Raw genomic sequence first — 16003 nt, forward strand, 5'->3', positions numbered from 1 at the left:
CGCTTTTATCACTATATCAAGAAAGGTGTTTTCTCACTGCATTATTTTTTTATAAGAAAATCGTCGGATCTTTATCTACATAAAACAGCTTCATCCTGCATTAAAAGCTCCACAAAACGGCTGGCGGTATCAGAAAGTGTATGCTTTTGACGCAAAATCCATCCTATCTCAAGGCGAACTCCGTTTTTGACAGGCAGAGAAATAATGTCGCTGTAATTACTATCAAAAGATCTGTAACCACTCCCAATAGCAAATCCATGGCAATAACGCATAGCAGAATAGGAAGCTGCCCGGTCAGAAACATGGATTATTTTTTTTACCTGATAATTTGGAATGATAAGATCAGTATAAGCAGGGTTCGTGTCAGGTGAACGATCATAAGAAATAAAAGGATATTGTATCATTTCTTCAATATTAATTTCCTGGCTATTGGCAAGTGGATGGTTTTGGCATATGTAAGCATGAGCTGTCTGATAAACAATGTGATTAAAAATAATACCACGATTTCTTAATTCCTGAATCATCTGTCCTTTGCTATGCTCTGTGAAAAAAATAATTCCCAAATCGTCCAGTCCCCGTTCTACGCGATCCAGTACTTCTGAGGTACGGCATTCATAAAAACCACAGTGATAGGAACCATAGCTTTCATTTAACTTATTGATGACAGAAATAAAAGAGGCCATGCCGCAAATGTGATGCTGGGCAGAAACGGACAGACCTAAAGGCCGTTTTTTGGAACCGTTATATTTCTCATCCAGGTAGTCAAGACGGCTTAGAATTCCCTTAAACTCAATTAAAAGCTCTTCGCCGCTTCTGGTAAGACGTACGCCTGTGCTTTCTCTTATAAATGCAGTAATGTCATATGTGTTTTCTACTTCCTTAATAGCGCTGGAAATGCTTGATTGAGCTGTAAACAAACGCTTGGCTGCTTCACTGATAGAGCCGGACTCAGCTACGCTGATAAAATATCTTATTTGCTGCAGTGTCATATAAGGTCTCCTTTTTTAATCATCTGGATTCTCTTACGGTTGTAAACCAGATGCAGATACATGGCATCCTGTGCCCGGAGGGGCTCATGAGCTGCAATGGCATCTGCAATCTCACGGTGAGTCTCGATGGTTTCTTCCTGCAGTGCACCTCCGGTGGTTTCTACAAAGAGAGGAATCTGATATTTTTTGAGGAAGGCTTTTTTCTTCAGATAACAAATGCATCGTATGATTTGCTCCATTTCTAATAGTTACGTTCTTGTCTCCTATGATAATGTGTTTCGGGTTCAATGTCAAAATGCTAAAATGTACAAAAACAGATACAAAAATTTAGAGAAAATTCCAGTATGGTATAATAGAGACATTAAAATCGGAATTTGTATCAATGTAAGAAGGAGAACAATATCATGTTCAGAACAATTCGTAAAAAGAAAAATGAAATCAGCATCGACACGGCAAAGACTCTTTTGCAGTCCAGCCGACGTGGCGTTCTTGCCGTAAATGGAGATAACGGATATCCCTATGCAATTCCTATCAACTATGTCTACGATGACGATGCGCAGAAAATTTATTTTCATGGAGCACGTGCAGGCCATAAAGTAGATGCACTACGTGCCTGTGACAAAGTATGTTTCACGGTATATGGAAATGAAACCATCAAAGAAGAAGATTGGGCACCGTTTGTGCAGAGCGTTGTGGTATTCGGCAGATGTCACCTCATAGAATCTGGTGCAAGAGCAACAACTCTGTTAAAACGATTTGCAATGAAATACTATCTCAGCGAACAGTTAGTTGATGAGGAAATTGCCCATGCAGGAAAGGCTGTGCAAATGTTTGAAATAGACGTGGAGTACCTCAGTGGCAAGGAAATACAGGAACGATAAATTCCAGTTTTTGAAACTGAGAAATCGGAAATTGTAGTAAAGGAGGTTTACAATGGGGTTTTGGATTTTTATGTTGATTATGGATTTGCTTCTTCCATTTACGATGATTGGTTTTGGAAGATATTTTATGAAAAAGGCTCCCAAGGAAATAAATTCAGTATTTGGATATCGGACTTCGATGTCTATGAAGAACAAAGATACATGGGAATTTGCTCATAAATATTGTGGTAAAGTCTGGTATGTCTGTGGAATGGTTATGTTGCCGATAACAGTAATCTTCATGCTTTTAGTGATTGGAAAAAATGAAGATTGTGTTGGGAGTATAGGAGGAATTATCTGTGGTGTTCAACTTATTCCTTTAATTGGGTCTATTCTCCTAACAGAAATAGCATTAAAAAAGAATTTTGATAAGAATGGAACAAGACGATAAATTCAAGTTTACAGAACTGAATCAAAAGAGCTCGAAGGAGCTCTTTTTCCTTTTTTATAATAGTATCATTATGGTATAATATCCACGAAACAAGCGGGAACCCTTAATTTTACAGGGGTTCCCGCCTTTTTTGTTACTAATTCGTTATTAGTTCAATATTCATTCGCAATTCTTCTATGTTTTTATGGGTGTAAACCCGTTCACCTGTTCCCTTCGATTTATGCCCCATAAGTCTATCAATACACACCTTATTTGCCCCGGCAGAATCAAGCCTTGAACGGAAGGTGTGGCGGCACTCATGCGGGGTATGTTTCATTTTCAGCTTATCCATGAGGTCAGCCCAAATTTCACGGTATTTGCTTTCGCTTACTTCCTTTCCTTCATACTCAAAGAGATACCCGGCTTTTGACTGTTCAAAGCGTTTCTGAACAATACTTTGAATTTTTGAATGTACGGGAACAAGCCTGTTCTTCCCGGCTTCTGTTTTGACACCGCCCCGCATAGTCCATTCTTTCAGGTCAACATTGGCAGTCCGTAAAGAAAGCATTTCTGAAATCCGAAACCCCGTATAAATGAAGAACAGGATTGAATCCACCCACGGAAGATTTTGATTTTCCCAAAGGCGGGAAATTTCTTTATCCGTGAAAACTTCCTTGGTTGTTTCGGGGATTGGTTCAGAGGTTAAAAGATTAGAATTACATTTCATAATTATATCTAACTCCATTGCAAAGCGGTCAAGATGCCCCCACAGGTTTTTGATTGCCCCTTGTGTGGAATATCCTTTCCCGCAGCCGTCAATGCAATCTTGCATTTGGTATGATTTGATTTGCTTATAGTTTGTCTTTGCTAATTTGGAACAATGCTTATATGCCGATTTCAAGGAACTTCGGTTTGAAGCACCCAATTTCACAGCCCGTTTTTCAAGCCATAGCGTATAGAGTTCTTCCAGCGTGATTTTATCCGTCTTAATGTCCCACGGATCATTGTTGTATTGTGCAAGCAGGATAAGCCCTTCTTCCTTAGTAGCAGTATAACCAATAGGCTTCTGCTTCCCGGACTTACCTTCCTTCACAATCCACGGTTTACGCCTGTTCCCTGACAGCTTTGTTACTGTTCCGTACCCATTCGGATTTTTCAATAACATCACCGCCCGTCTTGAGAAATGGCGGTCAAAGTGATATAATAAACCTGACCGCCTAAAATCACTTCATCCTGATTTTCGGTCATTCGTCCCCGTTGGTGTTGCAGCACTGACGGGGATATTTTTTGTTTATTGGTCAAAGTAGTTCAAATTATAGGTTACATAAACGGTATCAAAAGTTTTTGTTTCTTCATCGTAATTGTAAAACTCAACTTGTGCAACCTTATCTGATACGGGTGAAAATTTATGAGTTGTTCCCGTGTCAACAGTTTTCTTTGCATTTTCCCCCGGTTCTATTCCAAACATGGCAAATATGTTGTCTGAATCGTTCCCTTCAACTTTCCATTGTGAATTTGAAAACAGGCGCAGCTTCACAACGGAATCTTCATATAAAATGAATTCAGCATAGCAATCTTCTAAGTTATAGGAATAAATTTGCATTTGGAAATCCCCCTTAGAAGTTTCATTAGTCCAATCTTCTATATTTTCGGGTTCTCCAAACTCATTTTTCAATTCTTCCGATGAAATTCTACTAAATTTTGAACAGTCTAAAATCACAGACACAGGTTCATCTTGACTTTGATACTTTTCAGGATTTTGTGCGATGCGTGAAATACCAAAGCACAACGCCCCAACTAAAATCACCGCTAAAGCTATACCGATCTTTTTCTTCATAAAACCATTCCTTTCTTGAAAAATAAACTTCAAAACATCCAGCCATTCAACTTCAACTTGTTGTTTCTCTTTATATTATTTTTTGTGAAAAAATATGAAGAACAATAATATTTTTACTTCATATCGTAAGAAACTAAAATTAAGTTGAATGACTTGAATGATTCGGTTGCTACAAGGAAATTCAACTTGAATGGAAACTTGAATATAATTGAATTTTATCTTGGAGTAAAATCTACATATATCAAATTGCCTTCCCGCTTGATGATCCGTCTTTTGCAGAATATTTTTTATCCTCTAACATTGCTTCCATGCGCTCCAAAGCCCTTCCTTGGTCGGTAGAATCAAGCTGAATAAATAATTCTACGGCTTGCTGAGTGGATAAGCCATATATATTTTGAATTTCTCTCAAAAGTTCCGTTTCCTTTGAAAGCTTATCAGCATTGAATTCCACATTCCACTTTTGATAATCCTGTTCGGAAGGAACATCATACCCCATAAGCCAAACTTCATTTACTTTTAACGCCATAGCCAAAATAGATAATTTGTCTTGCTTTGGTATCACTTTACCGGAAACATATTGGGAAAGATCGTTTTTATTCAGCTTAACATTGTATTTTATACAGTAAGGCTTGCAGGCTTCCAAAATGTCTACTTGCTTCAACCCCCGTTCATTCATAATTTGCTTTAATCTGTCAGCGGTAGAAATTTCCTTCAAGGCGACACACCCCTTTCTTTGTTTGTAATGCTATTATAATGTATCTTGAAGATAAGTTCAAGGGGGTAAAGAAAAAAAGTTCAAAAAACTTGAATTTAAGTATTGACAGCTACAAAGACGGATGCTATAATGAGGACAAGTTCAAAGGAATTGAACTTAAAAACAAAGCCGCTGCAACGGTAGGAAGGATGAAGTGATTTTATGAAAAAGTATATGGTGTATATGGATGATGGAAGGGATTGCTTCAAAGCTGCTATCCCCGCAGCCAACGAAAAGGCAGCAAGGAAGTATGTTGAAGGAAATGGTGAGGTTATCGCCATTAAGGATGTAACGAAAGATTTTCCTATCAGCCTTGATAAAGTGGCACAGGCTTTGAAGAACGCACAGTTCGGGCAGATCGAAATTGATCTTATAACAAGGTGCTTATCCTTTAATGATATTGCAGAGTAAGAAAGGCGGTGTGATCCATGAGTGAAACGAGTTTGAAGCCTGTAATTGATAAACTTGAAAATTTATTTTCAAAATTCAATGAAAAGTTCTACGGTGGGGAACTTCAAAAGGCGATTATCACAGTAAGCCCCGACACAACAAAGGGTGCTTACGGATGGTGTACCGCTTGGAAAGCTTGGAGCAATCAAGAGCCGAAAAAGATTTCTGATATGAAGCCGGAAGAAATTGAAGCGGCAAAATCAGAAGGGTTCTATGAAATCAATATTTGCGCTGAATATCTTGCCCGCCCCTTTGAACAGATTTGCGAAACCCTATTGCATGAAATGGTTCACCTTTACAATCTGCAAATTGGGGTTCAGGATACAAGCCGCAACGGGACTTATCACAATAAGAAATACAAAGAAGCCGCTGAACAGCATGGGTTTACCGTTGATAAGGATTCAAAATATGGATGGACGAAAACAAGCCTGAATGATGAAGCGAAAGCCTTTGTTGAAGGGCTGCAAGATAAGAAGTTCCAGCTTTTCAGAAAACCTTCTTTCAAAATGGGTGGTTCATCCAAAACCAAACAATCAACCCGCAAATATGTTTGCCCTATGTGCGGCTGCATTATCAGAGCAACCAAAGAAGTTCATGTGATTTGTGGTGATTGCAATATAGAATTTGAGGAAGCGGAGTAAACCCCGCTTCCCGGAAAGGATGATAGATATGAAAAGAATATTCATTCCGTTATGGAAAGCCCTGAAAGATGCCCGTGAAATGTATGATTATCCCAACGATTGGGGGATGATGGCTTGCTATGATGTAGAAAATATGGGATTCTGCAAGGATGGCAAAACAAGATGGTATCACTTCACTTCGGTTGATGGTGTTCCGGCTTATACATTGAAACATTGATTTTGAAAGGATGGTGAATATGAGATATTACAGCACACAACGCCCGATTATGCCGGGAAGTTTCCCTAAACCGGAAGGAAACACGGTTGAACAGATCGTAAATTTTCCCGCTAAAACCTATGTGGGTGAAATTTGGAAACAGGCTTGGGGATATATCGACTATGAAAAGCCGCTTTCTGAAAAAGATGTTTCCGATTACGAGTTGACGCAAGGCGGGGCTTATCACTAATACAGCCGAAACCGGGGAAGCCCGGTCACACGGGAATGACCGTCCGTGTCTGATGATGGCAGGTCAACGGCACTTTGAAAACTGAATCTATCCGGCAGCGGCTTAGTCAACCGTAAGGGGTAACACTGTAAGTCCCCTGTATAAGTGCCGTACAAATTCAAGTGAAAGGAATGGTGATACGATGGCATACGATTATTCTAAGCTTAACGGGCGAATTGTAGAAAAGTGTGGTACACAAGCTGTATTTGCCGACAGAATGGGACTTTCTGAAAGAACAGTATCTTTGAAGTTAAATAACAAGGTTGCTTGGAAGCAGCCGGAAATGCAGAAAGCGGCTGTGATCTTGGAATTCCCGGAAACGGAAATTCAGACATATTTTTTTACTATGAAAGTTCAAAATAATTGAACTTACGAAAGGCGGTGAATAGGATGAAGAAAGTGATTGCAGCGTGTATTGAACGAATTCTTGATTTTGATACCCCGGAAGAAGCGGCAGCTTACATTGAGGGGTTGAGAAATAAAAAGACCGATTTTGTCATTGTTTCCCGTGAGGAAGCAGGCGGCAAGTATCGTATCAGGGTTAAAGAGCAGTACAACAAAAGCCCGATGATTCAGGATTAAAAGAAAGGATGAAGTGAAAATGAGTTTTGCAGAAAAATTGAAAGCCCTTATGGGTGAACTGAATTTATCACAATCTAAACTTTCAGACCTTACCGGGATCGGAAAATCTTCAATCAGTCAGTATCTTTCCGGTAAGAACGAACCTTCCAAAGACAGGAAGAAGGAAATTGCCCGGAAGTTAGGCGTTCAGGAAGATTACTTTGATACCTTTGAAGCCGCTGCAACGGTTCAGCATGACGGTGTTTTCAATCTTCCGGTTACATTGGCAGCTAAGTTGATGGGGAAGTCCAAAGAATGGGTGAAACAGGGTTTGCGTGATGGCGTGTTCCCGTGGGGGTATGCCGTGAAGCTTACGAATTGGAGTTACTTTATTTCTTCCGTCAAGTTTACAGAATATACAGGGATTAAAGTTCCTTTGAAGTTAGAAAGTGAGGGTTAAGCGAATGGGTGAAACAGGAGTTATCAGAGGATTCAAAGTGTTCAATCCTGATTGGACTTGCAGAGATAAACAGTACACTTGCCCAGGTGCATTTGAAGAAGATGTTACCCCTTCCGTATGTGATAGAGGGATGCACTTCTGTAAGAAAGCGGCTGACTGCTTCAATTATTACAGCTTCAACCCGGAAAACAAGGTTGCGGAAGTGATTGCCTACGCTGATCGAACCGTTGAGGATGGCGACAAATGCGCCACAAATTACCTTGAAATTGTTCGTGAAATCAGTTGGCAGGAAGTTCTTGAAATTGTGAATACGGGAAAGGGTTGCACCGGACTTTGCAACAGCGGCGATTGGAACAGCGGCAACCGGAACAGCGGCAACCGGAACAGCGGCGATTGGAACAGCGGCAACCGGAACAGCGGCAACCGGAACAGCGGCAACCGGAACAGCGGCAACCGGAACAGCGGCAACCGGAACAGCGGCGATTGGAACAGCGGCAACCGGAACAGCGGCAACCGGAACAGCGGCAACCGGAACAGCGGCAACCGGAACAGCGGCGATTGCAACAGCGGCGATTGCAACAGCGGCGATTGCAACAGCGGCGATTGGAACAAGTGCAGCTTTTCCAACGGGTGCTTTAATACGGCTGAACCGAAAATATATCTGTTCAATAAGCCGTCTGACTGGACTTATAGGGATTGGCTGAATAGCGATGCCCGTTATCTTCTGAATCAGATTCCGGGTGATGTTCTTGAATATGTGTGGTTCGAGGATATGACGGATGAAGAAAAGACAGCGCACCCGGAAGCCAAAGTCACAGGTGGTTATCTGAAACAGCTTGACAATTCCGAATGTGGTTCTATTTGGTGGCGTGGGCTTAATGACTATGAAAAATCCATTATCAAGGCAATTCCGAACTTTGACAAGGAAATCTTCAAAGAGATCACCGGGGTTGATGTTGACATGGAATAAGGGGGTGCTGATATGCAGCTATTCCCCCACCAACAAAGAGCCTTGCGGGAAACAGAGAAATTCAACCGGGTTGCCTATTACCTTGATATGGGATTAGGGAAAACCTTTGTAGGCAGCGAAAAGGCGAATTCATTTCCTGAAAATATCATTCTGATTTGTCAAAAGTCAAAGATTCAAGATTGGGTTGAACATTTCCGGCAGTATTACCCTATGGGGGTGTTTGACCTGACGGACAAAAAACAGTTTGAAGAATTTCAAGGTACAGTCGGAAGATTTGTAGGAGTGATTAACTACGATTTAGTGTTCAGGCGTCCATATTTTGCCCATATAAGCGGTTTTACCCTTGTTCTTGATGAAAGTTCCATTATCCAAAATGAAACCGCCAAACGGTCAAAATTTATCCTGAAAATGAAGCCTAAAAATGTGATCCTTCTTTCCGGTACACCGACAGCCGGGAAATATGAAAAGCTTTGGTCGCAGCTTCACCTGTTAGGATGGGAAATCAGCAAAGACCTGTTCTATAAGCAGTATGTTGAAATCGAGTGGATCGAGGATCACAACAGCGGATTCAGGATTCCCCAAATTGTGGGCTATAAGAATGTTGACCGCCTGAAACGGAAGCTGGCTGAACACGGGGCAATTTTTATGAAGTCGGAAGAAGTCTTTGACCTTCCTGAACAGGTGATTATCCCGGTGTATTCCAAACCAACAAAGGAATACAGAAAATTCATGCGGGATGCAGTCATTACCATTGACGGGCGGGAATTTATCGGGGACACCATTCTTTCAAAGCGGATATATGCCCGGATGATGTGCAGCTATTTGAATAAAGGACGGGTGGCAGCCTTTAAGGATTTGGTGCAGTCCACGGAAGAACGGTTGATTGTGTTCTACAACTTCAATGAAGAATTGAACACAATGCAGGAAGCGATTGCTGAATTGGAAAGACCTGTTTCTATTGTGAACGGCAGCATTAAGGATTTGGATTCTTACGAATTTGCAAGCGATTCAATTACATTCGTCCAGTATCAAGCCGGGGCTATGGGGCTGAATTTGCAGAAAGCAAACAGGATTATTTACTTTTCCATGACGGATAGAAGTGAACTGTTTGAACAGTCCAAAAAGCGTATTCACCGCATAGGGCAGAAAAAGCCTTGCTTCTACTATCAAATGATTTGCCCCGGTGCGGTTGAAGAAGATATTCTTCACACTTTGGAACTTAGAAAGGATTATACCGATGAACTATTCAAGAAGTATCAAGAAAGCTTCGATAGGTAGAAGGATCGTGATTTCATGGCTGATTGTGGCAGCCGTTTTTTCCCTGATAGGTTTGGGGATCGGCGTTCTTATCCCCGAAAGTGGGGCGGCTGACATAGAGCCGGAAGAAGCTTCCCCTGATGTGCTTATCTACGGTGCGCCGGACGGAAAAATCTATGAAGGTGGATTTCCTGAATCTTACGAACTGGAAAATGATTTTATGTTCACCACAGAGATTCCCGTCACCTTTGGGGAAGATTTGCAGGAATTTACCTATTACCTATCCGCAGCCTATGACATTGATTATACCCTTGTTCTTGCGATTATCTCAAAGGAAAGTGCTTTTATGCCGGATGGTATCAGTTCAACGAATGATTATGGACTGATGCAGATCAACGCTTGCAACCATGAATGGCTTACAGAAGAACTTGGTATCACGGATTTCACTGATCCCTATGAGAATATCAAAGCCGGGTTGTTTATTCTTCGTGGGTTGTTTGAAAAGTACGATTCTACTTCAAAAGTCCTGATGGCTTACAACATGGGTGAAAATGGTGCTTCTAAGCTATGGGAACAAGGGATATTTGAAAGTAATTATTCAAAAGATGTGCTGAAAAGACAGGAAACATACCGCCAAATTTTAGGATGGGCGGCGATTGAAGGGAGTGCTGAAAGTGATTAAGTGTAAACAGATTATGGGCGGTGAAAAGCCGGATTGTGGCAAAGAAATTTGCTGCTATGAGTGTGAACAGCGTGAAGGTTGTGTCAACGCTTGCAACTACTATGAGGATGAACCGGAAAGGGCTTCCGAATGTGAAGATAGGTTCAATGATGAAAATGCCCTTATGACAATGAAGCAGGAAGCGGCAGGGGTTATCAAAGCGATTGCCAATCTGACCTTGCAGAAAAAGGCGATTGAGGATCAGGAAAAAGCCATGCGGCAGCAGTTACAGGCGGCGATGGAGAAATACGGGGTGAAAACCTTTGAAACAGAGGAAATCAAGTTTACCTATGTTTCCCCGACAACCCGCACCACGATTGACAGCGCAAAGCTGAAAAAGGAAATGCCGGATGTGGCAGCTAAGTATTCCAAAACTTCTAAAGTTTCCGCTTCCGTGAAAATCACGGTAAAGGGGTGATTAAGTGGCAGAAGAAAAACTTTTCGAGGGGCGTATCAAGAAATACTTTCATTCCGTGGGGATTTATCCGGCTGGATTTCCTACGGACAGAATGAAAGCCCCTATGGTTGGATGGTACACCAAAATTTGGGGCGGTGGTTTTCAGAAGTCCGGCATACCTGACCTTATATGTTGTGTGAATGGGGTTACGGTGGCGGTTGAAATCAAGGCTTCTAACGGTAGACCTTCCGAACTGCAAAAACTGAATGTCAGCCGGATCAATCATTCCGGGGGTGTTGGGGTGTTCCTTTACCCGGAAGGGTTTGAACAATTCAAAGAACTTTTGAAAGGGGTGATAAATTGCGGTACTCACATTCCAGCGTTGATTGCTTTGAAAAATGCAAATTCAAGTACAAAATGCGATATTTGGACGGGATAACCGCCGACACACCAGCGGAAGCAGACAACCCCTTGATTTTGGGAACAGCCTTACATACAGGCATTGAACGCAGCCTTGAAGAAGCACTTCACGAATATGCTTTCAGCTTCCCCATTATCACGGATGAACATATCCATGAAATGATGAAGCTTGAAATGGTGATTCCGCTTGCAAGGTCGGCAATTCCCAAAGGTGGAAAATTTGAGGTTGAGATCAAGGACGATGATTTCCATGGATTCATTGATTACCTTGTTCCTATGGGGTGGATGTCAAAGGATGCTTATACAAACCCGTATGGGGAAAGCGTTGATATATTTGACATTTACGATTTCAAGTATTCAAACAATGTTTCCGGCTATAAGCAGTCCAACCAACTTCACCTGTACAAATATTTCTTTGAGCGGGACAACCCCGGAAAGAAAATTCGTGATATGTACCTTGTGTTTGTCCCAAAGGTATCTATCAAGCAGAAGAAAACTGAAACCTTAGTGGAATTCAGGCAACGCCTGAAAGATGAACTGTCAAAGGTTGAAGTGAAAATTGTTCAAATTGGGTTCAATCCCCAAAGGGTGATTGATTTCCTGTTTGGAATAAAAGCGGTGAATGAGGAAACAGAGTTCCCGCAGGCAAACAAAAGCTATCTTTGCCGTTTTTGTGAATTTCAAGATTATTGTATGAAAGGATGGGATTACATGATTAAGTTGCCCGAAAACAAAAGAAGAAACCTTGAGGAAGTCAAGAAGCGTGTGCTTTGGATTTATGGTGTTCCGTTTTGCGGAAAAACCACCTTTGCAAACAGCTTTCCCGATCCGCTTATGCTAAACACGGATGGCAATATCAAGTTTGTTGATGCACCTTATATCCGTATCAGGGATGAAGTGAAGGTTGAGGGCAGGCAGACGAAAAGAACGCTTGCTTGGGATGTGTTCAAAGACACGATTTCTGAATTGGAAAAGAAGGAAAATACCTTCAAAACGATTGTGGTTGACCTTCTGGAAGATTTGTATGAGCATTGCCGCCTGTATATGTATCAGCAGATGGGGATCACCCATGAATCGGACGATTCTTTCCGGGCGTGGGACAAGGTAAGGGGTGAATTTCTGAATACCCTAAAACGCCTAATGAACCTTGACTATGAAAATATCATTCTGATTTCCCATGAGGACACCAGCAAGGATATTACCAAAAAGGGCGGCGATAAGATCACAGCCATTAAGCCGAATTTGCAGGATAAGGTGGCAAACAAGGTTGCCGGCATGGTTGATGTGGTTGCCCGTATCGTGGCAGACGGCGACACCCGCACATTTTCCTTCAAGTCGAATGAAGTTATTTTCGGCGGCGGGCGGCTTAGAGTTACCGCAAAGGATATTCCCCTTGATGTGAACGCCCTGTTTGCGGTTTACGATGAAGCCAATAAAAACGCCGCTTCCGGTGTTGTTCCCGCAGCGGAAACCACAAATAGAGCCGCAAGAAGGAAAAAGACAGAGGAAGCCCCCGCAGCAAGCGCAGATAAGCCGCAGGACAGCCCCAAAGAGGAACAGAAAGCAAATGATACTCCTGAACAGGAAACGCCTGTAAATGAGCCGCAGGAAAGCGCAGACGATAAGCCGCCGTTTGATGAAGCTGGAACATGGACACCGGGCGGCGGTGAAGTGGATGATTCCGATCCGCTCAAAGGAAATATGAATCCCCCGGAAGCACCTGAAACCCTGGCACAGGAAGAAAAGCCCCGCCGTAAGCGTAAGGCAAGAGATTAAAGAAAGGTAGGTACTTAGTATGAATATGTTTGGTTTACCCGATGAAGTAATGGATGCGATTGTGAAAAGTGCAATTCGCAGTCAGATGAGCGGAAACAGCCGCACCCCGTTTGAGAAGTCGCAGGAAGTTCCGAAACCGAAAGAAGTTGACACGGCAGCAAGGGCGGCTAAGTCTGCAAAGGTCGCAAAAGAACTGTATGTTGCTTATCTGAAAGAAGGATTCTCAGAAGCGCAAGCATTTGAACTGACAAAAGGCAATCTGTACGCAAAATTATAAGAAAAGGAAGGTAAATAATCATGGCTAATATTTGGGATGAATTTGATAAGGCGTTTGACACGGAAGCACTTGCAAAGGATGTTGAGGAAGCAGCGGAAAATGGGGGGCGGCGTGATGTTCCCCATGATACCTATGAAATCTCTGTTCAGAAGTTGGAACTAACAAAAAGCAAGAAGGGCGATCCGATGGTTACTTGCTGGATGAAGATTGTTGAAGGTGAGTACAAAGGCAGCTTGATCTTTATGAATCAGGTGGTTACACAGGGATTTCAAATTCATATTGTCAATGAATTTGTGCGTTCCCTTATTTCTGAAATGGCTGATCCGATTGATGTTCACTTCAAAACATACGCGCAGTATCACGATATGTTGATGGATGTAATGGAAGCCATTGACAACAACTTTGAATATTCCCTTGATTACCGGGAAAACAGCAAAGGTTACAACGAGTTCGAGATCAAGGAAGTTTACGTTCTGGAAGATTAAGCAGCGGGAAGCCGTGGCGGGGATTGCTCCCCGCCCGGTATATCCCTTTTAGGAAGGGGTGAAGAAATGCTTTTCTATGATTTTGAGGTTTTCAAGTATGATTGGCTTGTTGTGGTTATGGATATGACTACCCGGAAAACCCATGTAATAATCAATTCCCCGGAAGAACTTGAAGCCTTATATAAGGCAAATATAAAGGAAATATGGTGTGGATTTAACAGCCGTCACTACGATCAATATATATTGAAAGCAATCCTTTGTGGGTTCGATCCAAAGAAGGTAAACGATTATATCATTGTGCGGGGAAATCCCGGTTGGAAGTATAGCAGCCTATTCAAGCAGTTCCCCCTTCTGAACTATGATGTAATGCTTGGGACAGACAGGGGCTTGAAATCCTTTGAAGGGTTTATGGGGAATGACATTAAGGAAAGTTCCGTTCCCTTTGACATAGATAGAAAGCTGACGGAAGAAGAAATTGCTGAAACTGTGAAATACTGCAAGCACGATGTTTCCAATACGGTTCAGGTATTCTTGAAAAGAACGGAAGAATTTAATACCATGATGTATTTCATTAAGCATTTCAATCTTCCGACTGATTTTATTTCAAAGACGAAAGCGCAGCTTGCGGCTGAAATCTTGGGCGGTAACAGGAAGGGGCAGGATTTTCACGATGAATTTGATTTCCCAATTTTGGATTGCCTTGACCTGAAAAAATACCGCTTCATTGCCGATTGGTACAGGCAGCCGGAAAACCACGATTACACCCGGAAGCAGGATAAAGTGATGGTTGCCGGGGTGGAACACACGTTTTCTTGGGGTGGTGGACACGGGGCAAGGGCAAAATATTCATCTTCCGGCATTTTCCTGATTATTGATGTGACTGCCTACTACCCTTCTTTGCAGAAGAAATACCACTTTGGGTATCGGGTTATGAACCACCCTGAAAATTTTGAGTTCATCCACGATTCAAATATTGAATTCAAGCGGAAGGGTGACAAAAAGGCAAGACAGCCATTCAAGATCATGGACAACGCTATTTCCGGGCAGATGAAGCAAAAACAATCTTCCCTGTATGATCCCATGAGTAACAATAGCATTTGCATAAATGGACAGCTTTTATTACTGGATTTGGTTGAACACATTGAACCGTATTGTGAACTTATCCAAAATAACACAGATGGTATCATTGTGAAAATTAAAGACTATGACCGGGATTTTGATAGGCTGGATGATATTGTCTATGAGTGGGAGCAACGCACAGGAATGAAGATGGATTTTGATACCTTCATAGGTGATATATACCAAAAGGACGTAAACAATTATCTTTTGGTTGACCGGGAAACGGGTGCGGTAAAGTCAAAGGGCGGCTATGTAATGAAGCTGAATGACCTTAGTTATGATTTGCCGATTATCAACCGGGCTTTGGTGGATTACATGATAAAAGGTATTCCAGTTGAAAAAACGGTGAACGAATGTGACGATTTGCGAGAATTTCAGCTTGTATCAAGAATTAGCAGCAAGTACACCCACATTCTATATGGTGATAAGCCGATAAAGGAAAAATGTATCAGAATATTTGCTTCAAAATCAAATTCTGATCCGGGTGTAAAGAAGGTTCATGCCACAACAAAGCGGGCGGCAAAATTGCAGAATTCCCCTGAACATTGCTTCATTTGGAATGATGATGTGAAGGGTGTTTCCGTTCCTGATAAGCTGGATCGGGAATGGTATATCAACTTTGCAAGAAAAAGATTATCAGATTTTGGGGTGATGTGATGGACGATTTACATATTAAGTGGGAAACAGGAAGAATGGTGATCCATTTGGGAAACTTCTTCCCTACGAGTCAGGCGAATTTGAAAAAGCTTGTCAAAATCATTCGCCTTGACTGGAAATCAGATGAATTGATTGAAAAATTGAAAGTTTACTTTCAAGAAAAAATATCGGAAAGTGAAGCTGAATTTCAGCGTTGCGGGAAAAAGTATATGGATTTTAAGCAGCGGGCAGCAGATACCGGGCGAATGGTGCAGAGTAAAAAACGCCCTAACGGTGTTCCCCTGACAAAGGAAGAATTGAAAACCGAAAAAGAGCGGTTAAAAGATTACCGTGAATGGGAAAAGGACTATTTGCGGCAGGCAAAGAAGCACCAGCAGGAAAAGAAACAATACTTGGAACATTTGGAATATCTAAAAAAAAAAAAAAAAAAAAAAAAAAAAAAAAAAAAAAAAAAAAG

The 16003-nt window shown here is 41.8% G+C and carries 24 protein-coding genes and 1 other RNA gene; 20 read left to right on the forward strand and 5 right to left on the reverse strand.

The annotated features are described in order from the left end of the window. Positions 1 to 71: 71 nt before the first annotated feature. Together ACZM6M_RS08850 and ACZM6M_RS08855 are read right to left on the reverse strand one after the other, a co-directional pair. Positions 72 to 989, reverse strand: coding sequence for a LysR family transcriptional regulator (locus ACZM6M_RS08850; protein ID WP_278697792.1), 918 nt, complete (start codon positions 987 to 989; stop codon positions 72 to 74). Then, positions 986 to 1228 (reverse strand): FCD domain-containing protein, encoded by a 243-nt coding sequence (locus ACZM6M_RS08855; protein ID WP_278697793.1) that lies wholly within the window; start codon positions 1226 to 1228, stop codon positions 986 to 988. The genes ACZM6M_RS08850 and ACZM6M_RS08855 overlap by 4 nt, the downstream gene beginning before the upstream one ends. Before the next feature lie 165 nt (positions 1229 to 1393). On the opposite strand from ACZM6M_RS08855, the gene ACZM6M_RS08860 reads away from it, so the two are divergent. Next, positions 1394 to 1870, forward strand: a complete 477-nt coding sequence (locus ACZM6M_RS08860; RefSeq protein ID WP_156341802.1) for a pyridoxamine 5'-phosphate oxidase family protein — start codon at positions 1394 to 1396, stop codon at positions 1868 to 1870. Between the two features lie 52 nt (positions 1871 to 1922). Then, positions 1923 to 2300, forward strand: coding sequence for an SdpI family protein (locus ACZM6M_RS08865; protein WP_118771649.1), 378 nt, complete (start codon positions 1923 to 1925; stop codon positions 2298 to 2300). A gap of 136 nt (positions 2301 to 2436) precedes the next feature. Here ACZM6M_RS08865 and ACZM6M_RS08870 read toward each other — a convergent pair whose 3' ends face one another. The 3 genes from ACZM6M_RS08870 to ACZM6M_RS08880 form a co-directional block, all read right to left on the reverse strand. After that, on the reverse strand, positions 2437 to 3444 hold the full coding sequence (locus ACZM6M_RS08870; protein WP_489490146.1) for a tyrosine-type recombinase/integrase: 1008 nt from the start codon (positions 3442 to 3444) through the stop codon (positions 2437 to 2439). Positions 3445 to 3570: 126 nt separating this feature from the next. Beyond that, positions 3571 to 4116: a hypothetical protein gene (locus ACZM6M_RS08875; RefSeq protein ID WP_489490148.1), complete on the reverse strand. Its 546-nt coding sequence runs from the start codon at positions 4114 to 4116 to the stop codon at positions 3571 to 3573. 241 nt (positions 4117 to 4357) lie between these two features. Continuing rightward, complete coding sequence (locus ACZM6M_RS08880) at positions 4358 to 4831, reverse strand: transcriptional regulator (RefSeq protein WP_489490149.1); 474 nt, start codon at positions 4829 to 4831, stop codon at positions 4358 to 4360. 201 nt (positions 4832 to 5032) lie between these two features. Here ACZM6M_RS08880 and ACZM6M_RS08885 point away from each other — a divergent pair, with 201 nt between their 5' ends. From ACZM6M_RS08885 to ACZM6M_RS08970, 18 genes are all read left to right on the forward strand, one after another. Next, entirely contained in the window at positions 5033 to 5281 is a 249-nt protein-coding gene (locus tag ACZM6M_RS08885; RefSeq protein WP_489490151.1) for a hypothetical protein, read from the forward strand. Between the two features lie 17 nt (positions 5282 to 5298). Beyond that, positions 5299 to 5961 (forward strand): SprT-like domain-containing protein, encoded by a 663-nt coding sequence (locus ACZM6M_RS08890; protein ID WP_489490153.1) that lies wholly within the window; start codon positions 5299 to 5301, stop codon positions 5959 to 5961. 28 nt (positions 5962 to 5989) lie between these two features. Continuing rightward, positions 5990 to 6178 (forward strand): hypothetical protein, encoded by a 189-nt coding sequence (locus tag ACZM6M_RS08895; protein ID WP_489490154.1) that lies wholly within the window; start codon positions 5990 to 5992, stop codon positions 6176 to 6178. A gap of 19 nt (positions 6179 to 6197) precedes the next feature. Next, on the forward strand, positions 6198 to 6407 hold the full coding sequence (locus ACZM6M_RS08900) for a defense against restriction DarA-related protein (RefSeq protein WP_489490156.1): 210 nt from the start codon (positions 6198 to 6200) through the stop codon (positions 6405 to 6407). Between the two features lie 3 nt (positions 6408 to 6410). Continuing rightward, positions 6411 to 6475: hammerhead ribozyme type II (locus tag ACZM6M_RS08905), an RNA gene on the forward strand. Between the two features lie 113 nt (positions 6476 to 6588). After that, on the forward strand, positions 6589 to 6813 hold the full coding sequence (locus ACZM6M_RS08910; RefSeq protein ID WP_489490158.1) for a DUF739 family protein: 225 nt from the start codon (positions 6589 to 6591) through the stop codon (positions 6811 to 6813). A gap of 23 nt (positions 6814 to 6836) precedes the next feature. Beyond that, the gene (locus ACZM6M_RS08915; RefSeq protein ID WP_489490159.1) at positions 6837 to 7028 is read left to right on the forward strand and encodes a hypothetical protein; all 192 of its coding nucleotides are present in this window, start codon (positions 6837 to 6839) and stop codon (positions 7026 to 7028) included. Positions 7029 to 7047: 19 nt separating this feature from the next. Next, the gene (locus ACZM6M_RS08920) at positions 7048 to 7467 is read left to right on the forward strand and encodes a helix-turn-helix domain-containing protein (RefSeq protein WP_489490161.1); all 420 of its coding nucleotides are present in this window, start codon (positions 7048 to 7050) and stop codon (positions 7465 to 7467) included. 4 nt (positions 7468 to 7471) lie between these two features. After that, complete coding sequence (locus ACZM6M_RS08925; protein ID WP_489490163.1) at positions 7472 to 8437, forward strand: DUF7666 domain-containing protein; 966 nt, start codon at positions 7472 to 7474, stop codon at positions 8435 to 8437. 12 nt (positions 8438 to 8449) lie between these two features. Then, positions 8450 to 9715: an SNF2-related protein gene (locus ACZM6M_RS08930; protein ID WP_489490164.1), complete on the forward strand. Its 1266-nt coding sequence runs from the start codon at positions 8450 to 8452 to the stop codon at positions 9713 to 9715. After that, positions 9675 to 10376 carry a transglycosylase SLT domain-containing protein gene (locus ACZM6M_RS08935; RefSeq protein WP_489490166.1) on the forward strand — a complete coding sequence of 234 codons (702 nt, stop codon included), beginning with the start codon at positions 9675 to 9677 and terminating at the stop codon, positions 10374 to 10376. Before ACZM6M_RS08930 ends, ACZM6M_RS08935 begins: the two co-directional genes overlap by 41 nt. Continuing rightward, the gene (locus ACZM6M_RS08940; RefSeq protein WP_489490168.1) at positions 10369 to 10833 is read left to right on the forward strand and encodes a hypothetical protein; all 465 of its coding nucleotides are present in this window, start codon (positions 10369 to 10371) and stop codon (positions 10831 to 10833) included. The genes ACZM6M_RS08935 and ACZM6M_RS08940 overlap by 8 nt, the downstream gene beginning before the upstream one ends. 4 nt (positions 10834 to 10837) lie before the next feature. After that, entirely contained in the window at positions 10838 to 11251 is a 414-nt protein-coding gene (locus tag ACZM6M_RS08945) for a VRR-NUC domain-containing protein (RefSeq protein WP_489490170.1), read from the forward strand. After that, positions 11230 to 13008, forward strand: coding sequence for an ATP-binding protein (locus ACZM6M_RS08950; protein ID WP_489490172.1), 1779 nt, complete (start codon positions 11230 to 11232; stop codon positions 13006 to 13008). Before ACZM6M_RS08945 ends, ACZM6M_RS08950 begins: the two co-directional genes overlap by 22 nt. Before the next feature lie 19 nt (positions 13009 to 13027). Next, positions 13028 to 13285 carry a hypothetical protein gene (locus ACZM6M_RS08955; protein ID WP_489490174.1) on the forward strand — a complete coding sequence of 86 codons (258 nt, stop codon included), beginning with the start codon at positions 13028 to 13030 and terminating at the stop codon, positions 13283 to 13285. A 20-nt stretch (positions 13286 to 13305) separates the two neighbouring features. Further along, positions 13306 to 13770 carry a DUF669 domain-containing protein gene (locus ACZM6M_RS08960; RefSeq protein WP_489490176.1) on the forward strand — a complete coding sequence of 155 codons (465 nt, stop codon included), beginning with the start codon at positions 13306 to 13308 and terminating at the stop codon, positions 13768 to 13770. A 387-nt stretch (positions 13771 to 14157) separates the two neighbouring features. Then, positions 14158 to 15546 (forward strand): hypothetical protein, encoded by a 1389-nt coding sequence (locus ACZM6M_RS08965; RefSeq protein WP_489490177.1) that lies wholly within the window; start codon positions 14158 to 14160, stop codon positions 15544 to 15546. Continuing rightward, positions 15546 to 16003 (forward strand): hypothetical protein (locus ACZM6M_RS08970; RefSeq protein WP_489490179.1); only part of this gene is annotated, 458 nt, incomplete at its 3' end. The genes ACZM6M_RS08965 and ACZM6M_RS08970, both read left to right, overlap by 1 nt.

The organism is Enterocloster sp. (genome assembly GCF_057861365.1).